This is a genomic window from Flavobacterium sp. (genome assembly GCF_040402895.1).
In the GTDB taxonomy this organism is placed as follows: Bacteria; Bacteroidota; Bacteroidia; order Flavobacteriales; family Flavobacteriaceae; genus Flavobacterium.
The window spans coordinates 1-17,848 of the sequence record NZ_JBBALR010000011.1; the positions used below are offsets into that span (position 1 = coordinate 1).

Consider the following 17,848-nt stretch of genomic DNA (forward strand, 5'->3'; position numbering starts at 1 on the left):
TAAGAGGCTATCTGAAAAGATAGCCTCTTTTTTTTGTTATAGGTACGGCGTGTTGTTGAGTTAGTTTACCGGAAATGTTTTATGAAAACTAAAGCAATAGTAAGGGTAGTGGTATCCTTGTTTTAAATATCCCAAAAAAAAAGAGACAACGAAACACAAGAAATCGTGAGTGTTAAGTAATATAAAATTTCTATATGCAGTAAGTTTTCGTAAATTTACTTGGATGAGTTAAATGTTTAATTTTTATATCAATCATTTTAAACTATTAAATTTTTAATAATATAATTGTCATAATATAAAAAAGAGTCCAAATAGGACTCTTTAAATTAAATTCTTTTTAATTGTTGTTTCATCATTACAATTTGATCTTTCAACATATTGTGTTTGTCTAATTTTTTTGCTTCACTTAGCCATTTTTCTGCTTCAATTTTTCTTCTTTTTGAAGCTGCGATTCCTGCTAGTTGAAGTTTGGCTAAGGCTAAGTCTTGATCCATGCTTAAACCAAGTTCAATTGCTTTTCTAAAGAATTTTTCTGCTTGATTTAAGTTAGTTTGAGAAACCATTAATCCATTTAAATAGTTATAATAGCCTTGTTGTTTTTTTACCAAAGCTGTTTCAGGATTACTTATTTTATCTAAATACTTTTTTGCACCGTCGAAATTTTGTTTTCTTAGCTGTAAAAATGATAATATAATTAATTCATTTTTAAAATAAAATAAGATAAAAAGGGTTGATAATAGAATTAAAAATATTCCGTTTCCGATATTACCACCTATAATGAATAAGTAAATTGAAAATAATATTAATCCTGCGGCTGTAATTAGTTTTATGTTTTTATTGAACATGATATTTAGTTTAGTTTGCAAAGGTAATAAAATCTATTAAAAATAATTTTAAAAAAGTATTTGTATTTGAAAAAAGTCTTTGTATATTTGCACTCGGTTTAAAGAAAGCCATATTATTAAGAATTATATAGAATTTAAAAATACTAACAATGAGTAAGAGAACATTTCAACCATCAAAGAGAAAAAGAAGAAATAAGCACGGTTTCATGGACAGAATGTCATCTCCTAACGGAAGAAAAGTGCTTGCTCGAAGAAGAGCTAAAGGAAGACATAAATTAACTGTATCTTGTGAACCAAGACATAAAAAATAATGGTATTAGTTAATCAAAATATCAGGGTGTTACTATTTTAATAGTAGCACCTTTTTTTTATATTTGCATTAAATTACGAACAACAATAATACTACAAAACATGCCAAAAGATAATACAATAAAATCAGTTTTAATTATTGGTTCGGGACCAATAGTAATTGGACAAGCTTGCGAATTTGATTACGCCGGTTCACAATCCGCTCGCTCTTTAAAAGAGGAGGGAATTGAGGTGATTTTAATCAATTCAAATCCAGCAACCATCATGACAGATCCTACGATGGCTGATCATGTGTATTTGAAACCATTGACTACTAAATCTATAATTGAAATTTTAAAAGCACATCCTCAAATTGATGCTGTTTTGCCCACTATGGGAGGTCAAACTGCTTTGAATTTATGTATAGAAGCAGATGAAAAAGGAATTTGGAAGGATTTTAATGTTAATTTGATTGGAGTAGATATAAATGCAATTAATATTACTGAAGATAGGGAGCAATTTAAGAATTTATTAAATAAAATTGGTATCCCTCAAGCGCCTGCTAAAACTGCCAACTCTTTCTTAAAAGGAAAAGAAATAGAGCAAGAGTTTGGTTTTCCTCTGGTAATTAGACCTTCATTTACTTTAGGAGGTACAGGTGCAGCTATTATTTATAAAAAAGAAGATTTTGATGCAGCATTAACATACGGTTTAGAAGCATCACCAATTCATGAAGTTTTGATTGATAAAGCTTTAATGGGTTGGAAAGAATATGAATTAGAATTATTACGAGATAGTAATGATAATGTAGTAATTATTTGTACCATTGAAAATATGGATCCGATGGGAATTCATACTGGTGATTCAATTACAGTTGCACCTGCAATGACTTTATCAGACACAACGTTTCAACGTATGCGTGATATGGCTATTTTAATGATGCGCTCTATCGGAAATTTTGCAGGTGGATGTAATGTGCAATTTGCCGTTTCACCAGATGAAAAAGAAGACATCGTAGCTATTGAAATTAATCCTCGTGTGTCACGTTCTTCCGCATTAGCATCAAAAGCTACTGGATATCCAATTGCAAAAATCGCATCGAAATTAGCATTAGGATATAATTTAGATGAATTGCAAAATCAAATTACAAAATCAACTTCCGCTTTATTTGAGCCTACTTTAGATTATGTAATTGTAAAAATTCCACGTTGGAATTTTGATAAGTTTGAAGGATCTGATAGAACCTTAGGTTTACAAATGAAATCGGTAGGAGAAGTAATGGGAATTGGACGTTCCTTTCAAGAAGCGCTTCATAAAGCAACACAATCGCTTGAAATTAAGCGAAATGGCTTAGGAGCAGACGGAAAGGGTTATACCAATTATGATCAAGTTATTGAAAAACTTACCTATGCAAGTTGGGACAGAGTTTTTGTGATTTATGACGCTATTGCGATGGGAATTCCACTGAGTAGAATTCATGAAATCACCAAAATAGACATGTGGTTTTTGAAGCAATATGAAGAATTATTTCATTTAGAGAAAGAAATTTCAAAATACAAAGTAGATACTTTACCTAAAGAATTATTATTAGAAGCCAAGCAAAAAGGATATGGAGACCGACAGATTGCTCATATGATGCGATGTTTGGAAAGTCAAGTTCACAAATTACGTGGCGAAATGAATATTCAACGCGTTTATAAATTAGTAGATACTTGCGCCGCAGAATTTAAAGCTCAAACGCCTTATTATTATTCTACTTTTGAGGCCGAAATTGAAAAAGCAGATGGAACAAGATACGTTCATAATGAAAGTATTGTAACAGATAAGAAAAAAGTAGTAGTTTTAGGTTCTGGTCCAAATCGAATTGGTCAAGGAATTGAGTTTGATTATTCTTGTGTGCACGGGGTATTGGCTGCTAAAGAATGTGGTTACGAAACAATAATGATTAACTGTAATCCAGAAACGGTTTCCACAGATTTTGATACGGCTGATAAATTGTATTTTGAACCTGTTTTTTGGGAACATATTTATGATATTATTCAGCATGAAAAACCAGAAGGTGTAATTGTACAATTAGGTGGACAAACCGCTTTAAAATTAGCTGAAAAACTATCGAAATACGGAATTAAAATTTTAGGAACATCATTTGACGCTTTAGACCTAGCAGAAGATAGAGGAAGATTCTCCGATTTATTAACAGAATTAAAAATACCGTTTCCACAATTTGGAATAGCTGAAAGTGCTGAAGAAGCTTCGCAATTAGCTGACACGTTAGACTTCCCATTATTAGTTCGTCCTTCCTATGTATTAGGTGGTCAAGGAATGAAAATTGTAATCAATAAACAAGAATTAGAAGAGCATGTAATTGATTTATTAAAATCGATTCCTGGAAATAAACTTTTATTAGACCATTATTTAGATGGGGCTATTGAAGCTGAAGCTGATGCCATTTGCGATGCTGATGGGAACGTATATATTATTGGGATTATGGAGCATATTGAGCCATGTGGTGTGCATTCTGGTGATAGTAATGCTACTTTACCTCCATTTAATTTAGGTGAATTTGTAATGCAACAAATAAAAGATCATACTCATAAAATTGCAGTCGCTTTAAAAACGGTTGGATTGATAAATATTCAATTTGCAATAAAAGACGATATTGTTTATATCATTGAAGCCAATCCGAGAGCGTCTCGTACGGTCCCTTTTATTGCAAAAGCGTATGGAGAGCCGTATGTGAATTATGCTACTAAAGTAATGTTAGGAAAAAACAAAGTAACCGATTTTACTTTCAATCCGCAATTAAAAGGATATGCAATAAAACAACCGGTTTTTTCTTTTAGTAAGTTTCCAAATGTAAATAAAGCTTTAGGGCCAGAAATGAAATCAACTGGCGAAAGTATATTATTTATTGATGATTTAAAAGATGATCAATTTTATGACTTGTATGCCAGAAGAAAGATGTATTTAACTAAATAAATTAAAAAAATCCCAATCGAAAGATTGGGATTTTTATTTTTACTATTTTATTTTTTACTATTTTCTAACTGGAATATTTTCTAAAATTTCTAATACAAATTTCCAATATTTTTGAGCGGATGCAATATTAGCTCTTTCATCTGGGCTGTGTGCGCCTTTGATTGTTGGTCCGAAAGAAATCATATCCATTTCTGGATAATTGGTTCCTAAAATTCCGCATTCTAAACCTGCGTGACAAGCAACTACGTGTGGTTTGGTTCCGTTTTGTTTTTCGTAAATTGAAGTTAAGACATCTAATATTTCTGAGTTGGCATTTGGAGTCCAACCGGGATATGAACCACCAAAAGTAACTTCGCAACCCATTAATTCGAAAGCGGAACGTAAAGCGTTTGCTAAATCAAATTTTGAGGTTTCTACCGAAGAACGTGTTAAACATTGTACGGTTAATTTACCGTTTGCTACCGTAATTTTTGCAATGTTATTTGAGGTTTCTACTAAATTATCAAAATCGGCACTCATTCTATACACGCCATTATGTGCTGCATAAATGGATCGAACCATGTAAAACTGAGCCATTGGCGGCATGACTTTAGTAGGTGTTGTTGCTGATTTTTCGATTACAATTTCTAAATTGGGTTCTGTAGTTTTAAACTCAGCTTTTATTTCATTGATAATTTCTTGCATATCAAATGTTAATGCTTCATCGTAAATAGGAGCAATGGCAACTTCTGCAACGCTTTCTCTAGGAATAGCATTACGTAAGCTTCCGCCATGAATAGTTGAGATTTGTAAGCCAAAATCTTCAAAACCATTAAATAATAAACGGTTCATAATTTTGTTGGCATTTCCTAATCCTTTGTCAATGTCCATACCTGAATGTCCGCCATTTAAACCTTTTACGGTAATGGTGTATCCAACAGCTTCCGCAGGTGTATCTTCTTCATCGTATTCAGCAACTGCAGTAACGTCTACACCGCCTGCACAACCAATATCAATTTCATCGTCTTCCTCAGTATCTAAATTTAAAAGGATTTCACCTTCTAATAAACCACCTTTTAATCCCATTGCACCAGTCATTCCTGTTTCTTCATCTATTGTAAATAAAGCTTCAATTGCAGGGTGCGGAATTGTGGTACTTTCTAAAATTGCCATTATTGTGGCAACACCTAAACCATTATCGGCACCTAAAGTGGTTCCTTTGGCACGAACCCATTCTCCATCCACATACATTTCAATACCTTGTGTATCGAAATCGAAATCCGTATCATTATTTTTTTGATGCACCATATCTAAATGCGATTGCATAACTATGGTTTTACGATTTTCCATTCCAGCAGTTGCAGGTTTTTTTATAATTACGTTTCCTACTTCGTCTTTACTGGTGTTTAAACCTAGTTCTTGACCGAATTTCATCATAAATGCAATAACGCGTTCTTCTTTTTTAGAGGGACGTGGAACGGCATTTAAATCGGCAAATTTGTTCCAAAGCACTTTTGGTTCTAAATTTCTTACTTCTTGACTCATTTATGAATTGTCTTTTTTATATTACTTATTCAGATTTTTTTTGACATACAAAGTTACAAAGTTTAATTTCTTAATAAATGAAATTGTAGTTATATTTACAATTTAAATTCATTTTGTGAAGCAGGTATACTTTTTTATTATTCAAATTATTCTGATCAAAGTACTCTCGCTTTTTCCAGACTTCATAGAGCGCTATTATAGTAATGGCTTGTATTTGTATCTTTCTAAGATTAGTCGATTGCTTTTAGGTTGGATTCCAATTTCTATTGGTGATATTGCTTATGTCGTTTTGATACTACTTGTTTTGAGATGGTTATTTATCAATAGAATAGGATTCTTTAAAAATTGGAAATCAAACGGTTTGACTATATTTGGTTTTATTTCGATGTTGTATTTATTATTTCACTTTTTGTGGGGATTGAATTATTATCGAATTCCATTACATGAAAAAATAGGTATTGAAAAAGAGTATACTAAAGAACAATTACAAAATTTAACCTTCAAATTAATCGCCAAAACAAATCAGTTACAACTTAAAATTGAAAAAGAACATTATAAAAAAGTAGTTTTTAATTATTCGGAGCAACAAATGTATGAAATGGCACCAAACGGATATCATAATTTACCTAAACCTTTGTCGCATATTCAATACCAACATAAAAGTATCAAATCATCAATTTTTAGTTTGCCATTAAGTTATATGGGATTTGGGGGTTATCTTAATCCATTTACCAATGAAGCACAGGTAAATTATTTGAAACCTAAATATTCTTCACCGTTAACTATTTGTCATGAAATGGCCCATCAAACTGGAATTGCATCTGAAAGTGATTGTAATTTTATTGGATTTATAGCTGCTTCGCAAAATAAAGATGTATATTTTCAATATTCGGCCTATGCTTTTGCATTGAATTATTGCTTATATAATTTAGAAATAATGGAAGAAGGTAGTAGTGCTACCTATAAAACTTATATTAACAAAGGTGTGCTAGAGAATTTTAACGAAAACAAAACCTTTTGGAAACACTATCATTCCTGGATTGATACTTTTTTTGAATACATTTACGATTCATTTTTAAAGATGAATCAACAAAAAGATGGAATGGAAAGTTACAGCAAATTCATTGGATTGTTAATTAATTACGATTTAAAACACGAGATTATTCATGCAAATTAACCCATCAATTAACGGTTGGATTGACAAGTTTCTAAATCAGTATGGAACTGCTGTGTCAGATTATACAACTGATGCGTCATTTTTTTTATCTTGCCAGAAAAGTGGACTAATCTATGGTTATGTAGTAAACTATCATCTGGATAGTAATTTAGATGATACTAAATGGGATAATGAAGAAAAAGTAAAAGTTGGTTTTTTAGCTACTTTATTTGCATTATATAAAAAAAATAAAGACGATGATTATCAAATGTTTATTGAAGATTTATTTCAATTTTATGCAGTAATATCTAAAGGGAATTTCAGTTTTCTAAATATGGTTTTGCCACATGCGAATTCTTATCAAAAATTAGAAAGTATTATCAACGAACGTTTACAAACAAACGATAATATTGTTACTAAAAATTTCACCCATCTGGTAACCAATTCCATGTTGTATATTGATATTTTGGCATTTGAATATTATTTGAATCATAACACCATTGAACTTGATTTTTTTAAGAATTTAGAACGTAAATGTTTGGCGTTAATTATGTTTTCATTAAATGTAAAAAAACATAAATCAGAGTATGATATAATATTGTTAAAAATGTTTGAAAATTCCTTACGATATTCAAAAGTTTCTAAAGTAAAAAGTAACGAAATTATTGATGTTGTTTTTGAAGGAAATCGTTCTGAATTAGAAAGTTTGTATTTGTATGAAATCGCTCATATGACACTTTTAAGTGATGGCATAGTCTATGATTACGAACAAGTTTTTCTTTCTGATTTAGTTTTAAAATTAAGTTTAAATAAAAATAATCAAAACATTGATTATGAATTAGTTAATTTTATAAATAAACATAAAAAAAGTTTGCCTTTTTATAATTTAAATCATCCAGTAAAACAATTTTATACCAACACGCAAGATAACATTGCAAAGTTAGTAAGCAGAAATAAAACTAGGTTACTTAAGGAACTTTCTGAAAGTAAAGAATTGGTAAAATTATTAGGAAAATCCACTCAAAATGAATTAAGTTTTGAAGAAAAAAAGAAAGTAAAAAAACAGTTATTGGACATCTGCAAAAGCATTCCGTCGCTTACTATTTTTTTACTTCCAGGTGGTGGTTTATTATTGCCTATTTTAATTAAGTTTATACCACAGTTATTACCTTCAGCATTTAACGAAAATTTAAACGATTAGAATTTTAGTTGATATACATCATCCAAATCTTTATTTGAACTCATATTCACATTTAAATCCGTTACATATCCTGAATTTAATCCGTAGGCCCAACCATGTAAGGTTAAATCTTGACCTTTCTTCCAAGCTGCTTGCACTATTGAAGTTTTCGATAAGTCAAATACCTGTTCTTTTACATTAAGTTCAACAAAAGTATTAAATCTGTCATTGTCATTGTCAATAGAATCTAAATATTCGTTGTGTAAACGATAAACATCTTTTATGTGACGAATCCAATTATCAATAATTCCGATAGAGTCATTACCCATAGCAGCTTTAACACCACCACAGCCGTAATGACCACACACAATCACATGCTTAACTTTTAAAACATTTACTGCATAATCTAAAACACTTAACATATTCATATCGCTATGAACAACCATGTTAGCGATATTTCTGTGAACAAAAACTTCACCAGGTTTTGCGCCAATGATTTCATTTGCTGGCACTCTACTATCTGAACATCCTATCCATAACAAAGGAGGATTTTGGCCTTTTGATAAATCTTTAAAATAATCTGCATCGTAGGCTAATTGACTTTCAACCCATTTCTTGTTATTTTCTAATATTTTTTTATAAAAATCGCTCATAGTTTATGTTTTCGTAATCAGATTAATTTGAAAAAATTAAATTTTACTAAGAATTCAAATATATAAAAATTAATATTCATTAATCACAATTGATCTTGTTCGTTTCAATAAAATAAAAATAAAATTTAATATCGAAGAGCAGCAACAGAGAAATTCGGATTATGTTCATCTTTAATAAACTCCACATCGTGATAAAATGTTACATTACCTGTCTCTAAATCATGCATAGCTCCTATAATACCTATTTCGCCATTTTCTACCATCTGCTCTAAAATATAACTTCTTTCAATAATATTCTTCACATTTCTTTTTACATTTATCTCGGCAACATTTTCAACAAAAGTTAAATTACCTGCAGTTCTGTTAGTTAATGTTTGTTTTTCTTGATAAACCGCTGGCTGAATTTTAGACAAAAGTTCAGTTAGATTTCCCATTTCAACATGGTCACAAGCACCCTTTACTGCACCACATTTACTATGACCTAAAACCACAATTAATTTAGAACCTGCTACTTTACAAGCAAACTCCATACTTCCCAATATATCAGTATTTACAATATTTCCAGCAATTCTTACTGAAAATATATCACCCAATCCTTGATCAAAAATTAGCTCGGCAGATGTTCGACTATCAATGCAACTCAAAATAACTGCGAAAGGCCACTGCCCATCTCTGGTATCATTAGCTTGTTCAAGTAAGTCTCGATGCGCTTTTAAATTTTGTATAAATCTTGAATTTCCTTCTTTAAGTATTTCTAAGGCTTTTCTTGGTGTAATTGAAGCTTGTAATTCTTTATTTAATGTTTTCATAATATATATATTTATTCTATTATATCTGTTTTGTTAATTTCAACTGGTATTATTTTTCGTTTCATAGCATCGTATTGGTTCTCAAATGATACAGTATTTTTAAATCCATCAGAATTTTCCAACTCATATACCTTTTTAAAACCAACAAGTGTTACATTAATATTTTCATCTTTTGCTCGGATCTTTTTAAATTCTTTTATCAGATCTAATACATCATGTGCGATATAAACAGTATCAGAGGCATTGATGATTACTTTGGAATTTTCTGGAATTTCAGATAATGTTGTTTTTATGGCAGCTTTATTTAAAAACGAAACTTCTTGCGCTAAATCGATATGAATAATATCGCCATCATGATATTCTTCTTTTCTGAAATGATAGGCACGTTTCATATTTCCCTTCAAAACAAATATTATGCTAATAATCATTCCTAAAGCAACACCTTTTAATAAATCAGTAAAAACTACTGCACCAAAAGTAGCTATAAATGGGATAAATTGATATTTTCCTTTTTCCCAAAAATGCTTAATTGTTGAAGGATTAGCCAATTTATAACCCACTAATAATAAAACCGCGGCTAATGTTGCTAACGGAATTTTATTCAATATGGATGGGATTGCTAAAACACTCACTAACAAAAGTACGCCATGAATTATAGCTGACATTTTTGATTTTGCTCCAGCCGTATTATTAGCCGTGGTTCTAACTACTACAGAAGTCATTGGCAAACCGCCTAAAAGTGAACTTAAAATATTACCTATTCCTTGTGCTTTTAATTCTACATTAGTGTTGGTATATCTTTTTTGGGCATCCATTCTGTCGGAAGCTTCGATGCATAATAAAGTTTCAATTGAAGCTACGACAGCAATAGTTATGGCAACAATCCAAACTTTTGAATTTGAGATTGCACTGAAATCTGGAGTTACAATGATATTTTTGAATTCTTCCAAAGAAGTTGGAATAGGTAAACTAACCAAATGCTCTTTTGCGATAGCTAAATTACTTCCTGATTGGATAAAAAACTCATTTAATAAAATACTCACAATAACTGCTACTAAAGCAGGTGGAATTAGTTTTACCTTCTTTAAAAACTCAACTTTATTCCATAAAATTAATATGGCTAACGAAATTACAGCTATAACAATCGAACCCAATTGAACATGATCAAATATATTGAAAATTTCTGAAAAAGTATTTTGGCCATCTGGTTGAAAAAAAGATTCATCACCTTCAAAATCTGGATCATAACCAAATGCGTGAGGAATTTGTTTCAATATTATTATTACTCCAATTCCAGCCAACATGCCTTCAATAACATTATTTGGAAAATAGTTTGAAATACTTCCGGCTTTAATAAAACCAAGAGCTAACTGAATTAATCCTGCAAGTAAAACAGCTAAAAGAAAAATGTTAAATGAACCTAAATCGGTTATGGCTGATAAAACTATTGCAGTTAAACCCGCTGCTGGACCAGAAACACTTAAATGAGATTGGCTTAAGTAACCAACAATTACACCGCCTACAATACCCGAAATAATACCTGAAAACAAAGGTGCTCCGCTTGCTAATGCAATACCGAGACATAGTGGCAAAGCCACTAGAAAAACTACTAAACCTGAAGCAAAATCAGATTTAAGGTTTGAAAAAAGATTGATTTTTTTTGACATACCAAAATATAAATTTAATAAATTATTCTTTGATGTTGAATGCAACATCGATAAATGAATATATATTAAACTAATTCTGGTGGTGGAGAAAAAATTTCTTTGAATTGGGAATTATGATTGTTTAGAAAATGAAATAAATTGATACTATCATAATTAAATAATGATATGAAGTAAATTTTTTCTGTAAATATTATTTTGTCAAAAAAATCAAATTCGTTTTTTTCCAATTCTTTTTCTTCAGAATTATCGGTGTCTTTTTCTAAATCACAATAGGAATAACATTTTTCAGTATCCTTAACAAACCAATTAAAAGATGGTTTCATTAAAGATGTTATGAAAATAAAAATTACTATTTGTGCTATGATTTTCAATGTATTAAATAAATTTATAGCAAATATAAGTAATTATTATGTAATTGATTTCATTATTCAATAAAACATATTGCAGGTTTGTAACATCTCAATAAATTATTTATACTTTTGTAAACACAAAACTAATAAAATGACAACACCACAACTTATTGAACAAATCCGACTTAAAAAATCATTTTTATGTATTGGTTTAGATGTAGATTTGACTAAAATTCCAACCCATTTATTAACAACAGAAGATCCAATTTTCGAATTTAATAAAGCGATCATTGATGCTACGCACGATGTATGTGTTTCGTACAAACCAAATACTGCATTTTATGAAGCTTATGGTATCAAAGGTTGGCAATCGTTACAGAAAACAATCGATTATATAAATAATAACTATCCCAATATTTTCACAATTGCCGATGCAAAACGAGGCGATATTGGAAATACCTCGACCATGTATGCCAAAGCTTTTTTTGAAGATTTAAATTTTGATTCAGTTACTGTTGCACCCTATATGGGAAAAGATTCTGTAGAACCCTTTTTGGCTTTTGAAAACAAACATACCATTATGTTGGCTTTAACTTCAAACGAAGGCGCTTTCGATTTTCAAACATTAAATACTAACGGGCAAGAATTGTATAAAACGGTTTTAGAAACGTCTAAAAATTGGAAAAATAGTGACAATTTAATGTATGTTGTAGGGGCTACAAAAGCAGAATATTTTACCGGAATTAGAAAAATTGTACCAAATAGTTTCTTATTAGTACCAGGTGTGGGAGCTCAAGGCGGAAGTTTAGCCGAAGTTTGCAAATACGGAATGAATGAAAATGTTGGTTTGCTAATTAATTCTTCAAGAGGTATAATTTACGCATCAAACGGAACTGATTTTGCTGAAAAGGCTAGGGAAGAAGCTTTGAAGTTACAAGAAGAAATGGAAATTATTTTGAGTAAAAAGTAAAAAGTTTTATTTTTTATAGAATAATTCCAAAACCGAGAACCCTTCACCAAATAATATGAAACAATTCACCGATCAACTTGGCACCATTCACACTTTTGAAAACACACCAAAGAGAATTATTTCTTTAGTGCCATCACAAACGGAATTGCTTTACGATTTGGGTTTGGAAGATGAAATCGTCGGAATTACTAAGTTTTGTGTGCATCCGTTTCATTTTAAATCCACTAAAGAAATTATTGGTGGTACGAAAAATATTAAATTCGATAAAATAAAAGCCTTACAACCCGATATAATTATTGCCAATAAAGAAGAAAATACCCAAGAAATTGTCGAGCAATTAAGAACTATTTGTCCTGTTTGGGTAACTGATATTGTTACGATTGCCGACAATAATAAAATGATTGAAGATTTTGGTAATTTGTTTAATAAACGAACCAATGCGCAAAAATGGATTGATAAAATCAACTTCGGATATCAAAAATTTCAAACGCTTGTTGCATCTAAATTTGAAGAAAATGCCAAACAAAAAGTAGCGTATTTTATTTGGGCAAATCCCTACATGGTTGCTGCTGGCAATACATTTATAAATGAGATGCTCAAAATGAATGGATTAGAAAATATCTACGATACAAATCCAAAATATGAAGGAAGATATCCAGAAGTAGTCATAAATAAAATGCGAATTCAAGGGGATCCTGATTTTGTGTTTTTATCTTCCGAACCTTTTCCATTTACCGATGAACACGCTTTCGAGTTAGGAAGACATACGCACCACGCAAAAACTATTTTTGTGGATGGCGAAATGTTTTCTTGGTATGGAACTCGCTTAGTTAAAGCTTTCGATTATTTCACTTTGTTACAAGAAAAGCTATACATTTACAAATAAAAATGATAGCTTACACCACATACGAAAACAAAAATTCAACCGAATGGGTAACATTTGTTCATGGTGCGGGAGGCAGCTCCTCTATTTGGTTTAAACAAATAAAAGAATTCAAAACTCATTTTAATGTTTTGTTATTAGATTTACGTGGTCATGGCAATTCAAAAGAAAAAATCACAAAAAAATACACATTTGAAGCTATTGCAAATGATGTTTTGGAGGTTTTAAATCATTTAAACATCGAAAAATCCCATTTTATAGGTATTTCTTTAGGGACAATCGTAATCCGACAATTTGCAGAAATGCACGAAAACAGAGTGGAAAGCATGATTATGGGCGGCGCGATTTTGAAAATGAATTTTCGCTCCCAAATTTTAATGCGGTTAGGAAATACATTTAAATATGTTTTACCGTATTTGGTTTTGTATCGTTTTTTTGCATTTGTAATTATGCCAAACAAAAATCATAAACAATCACGTTTGTTATTCATTAATGAAGCAAAAAAATTGTATCAAAAAGAATTTATTAAATGGTTTAGACTAACAGCAGAAATTAATCCTATTTTAAAATGGTTTCGTCAAGTGGAATTGCAAGTACCAACTTTATATGTAATGGGTAACGAAGATTATATGTTTCTACCTTCTGTAAGAAAAGTTGTGGAAAGTCATTTTAAAACTTCCCAATTAGTTGTTTTTGAAAACTGTGGTCACGTAGTAAACGTAGAAAAGTGGGAAATATTTAATTCGGAAGTAATTCAATATATAAAAAACCAAAAAAGGCATAAAAAAACAACTGAAACCTCAATTCCAGTTGTTTCTTAACTAAAAACTAACCTTAAAAAACTATTTATTTGTTGCAAATATCAGAATATTAGTTAGTTAAAACTGTTAAGTTTTTGTTATAGTTATCGTATTACATGTTAAATTTCTAAATAATTGCTTCAACTAATTAGAATTTTGGTTAATAAATAATTCTGTTTTTTAATTTTAATTCATTACATTTTATTTTTTCTAATAAAAAAATTATTTTAAATTTTTGTTGATTTTTTACTTCTATAAATTAGAAATAAAAATTATTAAATTCGTAAATTGCAGCCTTAAAATCGATTAATATTCAAAAATGGAACCACAAATACCTTATATACCTGTCAATAAAGTAAGAATTGTAACAGCAGCATCACTTTTTGACGGACACGATGCAGCCATAAACATTATGCGTAGAATTATTCAAGCTACAGGTGTTGAGGTGATTCATCTTGGTCATGACAGAAGTGTGGAAGAAGTTGTGAATACCGCTATTCAGGAAGATGCTAATGCGATTGCAATGACCTCTTACCAAGGGGGTCACAATGAGTATTTTAAATACATGTACGATTTACTTAAGGAAAAAGGAGCTGGGCATATTAAAATATTTGGCGGCGGCGGCGGTGTAATTTTACCATCAGAAATAGCAGAACTTCATGCATACGGCATCGAAAGAATTTATTCGCCAGATGATGGAAGAGCCATGGGATTGCAAGGCATGATTAATGATTTAGTACAACGTTCGGATTATCCAATTGGAGATAAATTAACTGGAGAATTATCGCACATAGAAGAAAAAAATCCAACAGCTATTGCCCGATTAATTTCTGCAGCTGAAAATTTTCCAGAAATTGCTAAATCCGTTTTTGATCAAATTCACCAAAAGAACGAAACGTCTAAAATTCCAGTTTTAGGAATTACCGGAACGGGTGGTGCAGGAAAATCTTCTTTAGTTGATGAATTGGTTCGACGTTTCTTAATTGATTTTCCAGAAAAAACAATCGGATTAATTTCGGTTGACCCTTCAAAACGTAAAACAGGTGGAGCCTTATTAGGGGATAGAATTCGTATGAATGCGATTAATAATTCTCGTGTTTACATGCGTTCGTTGGCCACTCGTCAATCGAATTTAGCCTTATCAAAATATGTAGCTGAGGCCATTCAGGTTTTAAAAGCAGCTAAATACGATATCATTATACTAGAAACGTCTGGAATTGGTCAATCCGATACAGAAATTATGGATCATTCGGATGTTTCGTTATATGTTATGACGCCAGAATTTGGTGCAGCCACGCAATTAGAAAAAATCGATATGTTGGATTTTGCTGATTTAGTAGCCTTAAATAAATTTGACAAACGTGGTGCCTTAGATGCGATTCGAGATGTAAAAAAACAATACCAACGCAATCATAATTTGTGGGATGTTGATACGAATACTATGCCCATTTTCGGAACGATTGCATCACAGTTCAACGATCCAGGGATGAACACGCTCTACAAATCGATTATGGATAAGATTGTAGAAAAAACGGGAGCCGATTTAGAATCGACTTTTGAAATCACCCGTGAAATGAGCGAAAAAATATTCGTTATTCCACCGCACAGAACCCGTTATTTATCTGAAATTGCAGAAAACAATAGAAAATACGATGAAACCGCACTTTCACAAGTCGAAGTAGCGCAAAAATTATATGGGATTTTTAAAACTGTGGAATCAGTTAACGGAAATTTACCTCAATTAGATAAAGCAGGAATTGTTGAAGATTCTTTAAGAATAAATGCGGATAACAAAGATTTCGTTTCATTATTGACTAAAGAATTCGATCGTGTAAAAATGAACTTAGATCCTTACAATTGGGAAATCATTTTAACTTGGGATGAAAAAGTAAACAAATACAAAAATCCGGTCTACAGTTTTAAAGTTCGTGATAAAGAAATTAAAATAGCTACGCATACCGAATCGTTATCGCATTCGCAAATTCCAAAAGTAGCCTTGCCAAAATACCAAGCCTGGGGCGATATTTTAAAATGGAATTTACAAGAAAACGTTCCTGGCGAATTTCCTTTTGCGTCTGGTTTATACCCATTTAAAAGAGAAGGCGAAGACCCAAGTAGAATGTTCGCAGGAGAAGGCGGTCCAGAACGCACCAATAAGCGTTTCCATTATGTGTCTGCCGGATTGCCTGCAAAACGTTTATCAACCGCATTTGATTCGGTGACTTTGTACGGAAATGATCCACATATTCGTCCTGATATTTATGGAAAAATAGGAAATGCAGGAGTTTCAATTTGTTGTTTAGACGATGCTAAAAAATTGTATTCAGGATTCGATTTGAGTCATCCAATGACCTCTGTTTCCATGACAATTAATGGACCAGCGCCTATGTTGTTAGGATTTTTTATGAATGCGGCTATTGATCAAAATTGTGAAAAATACATTATTGAAAATGGTTTACAAGTAGAAGTTGAAGCTAAAATCAACGATATCTATAAGAAAAAAGGTGTAGCTCGTCCAAGTTACCAAGGTTCTTTACCAGAAGGAAACAATGGTTTGGGATTAATGTTGTTAGGGGTAACTGGTGATCAAGTTTTGCCTTCGGATATTTATAATGATATCAAAGTTAAAACCTTATCACAAGTTCGCGGAACCGTGCAAGCCGATATTTTAAAAGAAGATCAAGCACAAAATACGTGTATTTTCTCCACTGAATTTGCCTTACGATTAATGGGTGATGTGCAAGAATATTTTATCAAGCAAAATGTGCGTAATTTTTATTCCGTTTCTATTTCTGGATATCATATTGCAGAGGCAGGAGCGAACCCAATTACCCAATTAGCATTTACGTTGGCGAATGGTTTTACCTATGTAGAATACTATTTGAGTAGAGGAATGGATATCAATGATTTTGGTCCGAATTTATCGTTCTTTTTCTCAAATGGAGTGGATCCTGAATATGCCGTTATTGGTCGCGTGGCTCGTAAAATTTGGGCGAAAGCCATGAAAAACAAATATGGAGCCAACGAAAGAGCACAAATGTTGAAATACCATATTCAAACTTCGGGTCGTTCGTTGCATGCACAAGAAATTGATTTCAATGATATTCGTACCACTTTACAAGCGTTGTATGCGATTTATGATAATTGTAATTCGTTGCACACCAATGCGTACGATGAAGCAATAACCACACCCACAGAAGAATCAGTGCGTAGAGCCATGGCGATTCAATTGATTATTAACAAAGAATTAGGTTTAGCGAAAAACGAAAACCCAATTCAAGGGTCATTTATTATTGAAGAATTAACGGATTTAGTGGAAGACGCTGTTTTACAAGAATTTGACCGAATTACTGAACGTGGCGGTGTATTGGGAGCGATGGAAACCATGTACCAACGTTCGAAAATACAAGAGGAAAGTTTGTATTACGAAACCTTAAAACACACAGGTGAATTTCCAATTATTGGAGTAAATACCTTCTTAAGTTCAAAAGGTTCGCCTACGGTTATTCCGGCGGAAGTCATACGTGCAACAGAAGAAGAGAAAAAATATCAAATTGATATGTTATATAACCTACATCAATCTGGTGCTGAAAAAGTAATTGAACAATTGAATAGTATTCAAGACGCCGCCATCAATAATCAAAATATTTTTGAGAAATTAATGGAAGCTACAAAAATGTGTTCGTTAGGTCAAATTACCAGTGCGTTGTTTGAGGTTGGGGGACAATATCGACGTAATATGTA

The 17,848-nt window shown here is 31.6% G+C and carries 14 protein-coding genes; 8 read left to right on the forward strand and 6 right to left on the reverse strand.

Going from position 1 to position 17,848, the window contains the following annotated elements:
- Positions 1–326: 326 nt before the first annotated feature.
- On the reverse strand, positions 327–845 hold the full coding sequence (locus ABWP60_RS09000; protein WP_353151551.1) for a DUF2892 domain-containing protein: 519 nt from the start codon (positions 843–845) through the stop codon (positions 327–329).
- A 149-nt stretch (positions 846–994) separates the two neighbouring features.
- Between ABWP60_RS09000 and rpmH the strand changes: the two genes are divergently transcribed.
- Together rpmH and carB are read left to right on the forward strand one after the other, a co-directional pair.
- Positions 995–1,156, forward strand: a complete 162-nt coding sequence (rpmH, locus tag ABWP60_RS09005) for a 50S ribosomal protein L34 (protein WP_091315350.1) — start codon at positions 995–997, stop codon at positions 1,154–1,156.
- A gap of 100 nt (positions 1,157–1,256) precedes the next feature.
- The gene (carB, locus tag ABWP60_RS09010) at positions 1,257–4,112 is read left to right on the forward strand and encodes a carbamoyl-phosphate synthase large subunit (protein ID WP_353151554.1); all 2,856 of its coding nucleotides are present in this window, start codon (positions 1,257–1,259) and stop codon (positions 4,110–4,112) included.
- A 57-nt stretch (positions 4,113–4,169) separates the two neighbouring features.
- On the opposite strand, the gene ABWP60_RS09015 is transcribed toward carB, so the two are convergent.
- A complete protein-coding gene (locus ABWP60_RS09015; protein WP_353151557.1) occupies positions 4,170–5,636 on the reverse strand; it encodes an aminoacyl-histidine dipeptidase in 1,467 nt (488 codons plus the stop codon).
- 115 nt (positions 5,637–5,751) lie between these two features.
- Here ABWP60_RS09015 and ABWP60_RS09020 point away from each other — a divergent pair, with 115 nt between their 5' ends.
- Together ABWP60_RS09020 and ABWP60_RS09025 are read left to right on the forward strand one after the other, a co-directional pair.
- Complete coding sequence (locus ABWP60_RS09020) at positions 5,752–6,813, forward strand: DUF3810 domain-containing protein (RefSeq protein ID WP_353151560.1); 1,062 nt, start codon at positions 5,752–5,754, stop codon at positions 6,811–6,813.
- Positions 6,803–7,993, forward strand: coding sequence for an LETM1-related biofilm-associated protein (locus tag ABWP60_RS09025; RefSeq protein WP_353151563.1), 1,191 nt, complete (start codon positions 6,803–6,805; stop codon positions 7,991–7,993). The genes ABWP60_RS09020 and ABWP60_RS09025 overlap by 11 nt, the downstream gene beginning before the upstream one ends.
- Here ABWP60_RS09025 and can read toward each other — a convergent pair.
- The 4 genes from can to ABWP60_RS09045 all read right to left on the reverse strand — a co-directional run bounded on the left by can (position 7,990) and on the right by ABWP60_RS09045 (position 11,424).
- Positions 7,990–8,625, reverse strand: coding sequence for a carbonate dehydratase (can, locus tag ABWP60_RS09030; RefSeq protein ID WP_353151566.1), 636 nt, complete (start codon positions 8,623–8,625; stop codon positions 7,990–7,992). The genes ABWP60_RS09025 and can overlap by 4 nt on opposite strands.
- Before the next feature lie 125 nt (positions 8,626–8,750).
- Complete coding sequence (locus tag ABWP60_RS09035; protein ID WP_353151569.1) at positions 8,751–9,434, reverse strand: carbonic anhydrase family protein; 684 nt, start codon at positions 9,432–9,434, stop codon at positions 8,751–8,753.
- Between the two features lie 11 nt (positions 9,435–9,445).
- Positions 9,446–11,101 carry a SulP family inorganic anion transporter gene (locus ABWP60_RS09040; protein ID WP_353151572.1) on the reverse strand — a complete coding sequence of 552 codons (1,656 nt, stop codon included), beginning with the start codon at positions 11,099–11,101 and terminating at the stop codon, positions 9,446–9,448.
- A 65-nt stretch (positions 11,102–11,166) separates the two neighbouring features.
- The gene (locus ABWP60_RS09045; protein ID WP_353151575.1) at positions 11,167–11,424 is read right to left on the reverse strand and encodes a hypothetical protein; all 258 of its coding nucleotides are present in this window, start codon (positions 11,422–11,424) and stop codon (positions 11,167–11,169) included.
- Between the two features lie 178 nt (positions 11,425–11,602).
- Between ABWP60_RS09045 and pyrF the strand changes: the two genes are divergently transcribed.
- The 4 genes from pyrF to ABWP60_RS09065 all read left to right on the forward strand — a co-directional run.
- Positions 11,603–12,421 carry an orotidine-5'-phosphate decarboxylase gene (pyrF, locus tag ABWP60_RS09050; protein WP_353151578.1) on the forward strand — a complete coding sequence of 273 codons (819 nt, stop codon included), beginning with the start codon at positions 11,603–11,605 and terminating at the stop codon, positions 12,419–12,421.
- A 55-nt stretch (positions 12,422–12,476) separates the two neighbouring features.
- Entirely contained in the window at positions 12,477–13,307 is an 831-nt protein-coding gene (locus ABWP60_RS09055; protein WP_353151581.1) for an ABC transporter substrate-binding protein, read from the forward strand.
- Between the two features lie 2 nt (positions 13,308–13,309).
- Positions 13,310–14,125: an alpha/beta fold hydrolase gene (locus ABWP60_RS09060; RefSeq protein ID WP_353151584.1), complete on the forward strand. Its 816-nt coding sequence runs from the start codon at positions 13,310–13,312 to the stop codon at positions 14,123–14,125.
- Positions 14,126–14,423: 298 nt separating this feature from the next.
- The coding region (locus ABWP60_RS09065) for a methylmalonyl-CoA mutase family protein (protein ID WP_353151587.1) at positions 14,424–17,848 on the forward strand (3,425 nt) is incomplete at its 3' end.

Bases quoted from the DNA above. Each gene is read 5' to 3' on its own strand.
- ABWP60_RS09000 (WP_353151551.1), bottom strand. From the start codon at position 845: ATGTTCAATAAAAACATAAAACTAATTACAGCCGCAGGATTAATATTA.
- rpmH (WP_091315350.1), top strand. From the start codon at position 995: ATGAGTAAGAGAACATTTCAACCATCAAAGAGAAAAAGAAGAAATAAG.
- carB (WP_353151554.1), top strand. From the start codon at position 1,257: ATGCCAAAAGATAATACAATAAAATCAGTTTTAATTATTGGTTCGGGA.
- ABWP60_RS09015 (WP_353151557.1), bottom strand. From the start codon at position 5,636: ATGAGTCAAGAAGTAAGAAATTTAGAACCAAAAGTGCTTTGGAACAAA.
- ABWP60_RS09025 (WP_353151563.1), top strand. From the start codon at position 6,803: ATGCAAATTAACCCATCAATTAACGGTTGGATTGACAAGTTTCTAAAT.
- can (WP_353151566.1), bottom strand. From the start codon at position 8,625: ATGAGCGATTTTTATAAAAAAATATTAGAAAATAACAAGAAATGGGTT.
- ABWP60_RS09035 (WP_353151569.1), bottom strand. From the start codon at position 9,434: ATGAAAACATTAAATAAAGAATTACAAGCTTCAATTACACCAAGAAAA.
- ABWP60_RS09040 (WP_353151572.1), bottom strand. From the start codon at position 11,101: ATGTCAAAAAAAATCAATCTTTTTTCAAACCTTAAATCTGATTTTGCT.
- ABWP60_RS09045 (WP_353151575.1), bottom strand. From the start codon at position 11,424: ATGAAACCATCTTTTAATTGGTTTGTTAAGGATACTGAAAAATGTTAT.
- pyrF (WP_353151578.1), top strand. From the start codon at position 11,603: ATGACAACACCACAACTTATTGAACAAATCCGACTTAAAAAATCATTT.
- ABWP60_RS09055 (WP_353151581.1), top strand. From the start codon at position 12,477: ATGAAACAATTCACCGATCAACTTGGCACCATTCACACTTTTGAAAAC.
- ABWP60_RS09060 (WP_353151584.1), top strand. From the start codon at position 13,310: ATGATAGCTTACACCACATACGAAAACAAAAATTCAACCGAATGGGTA.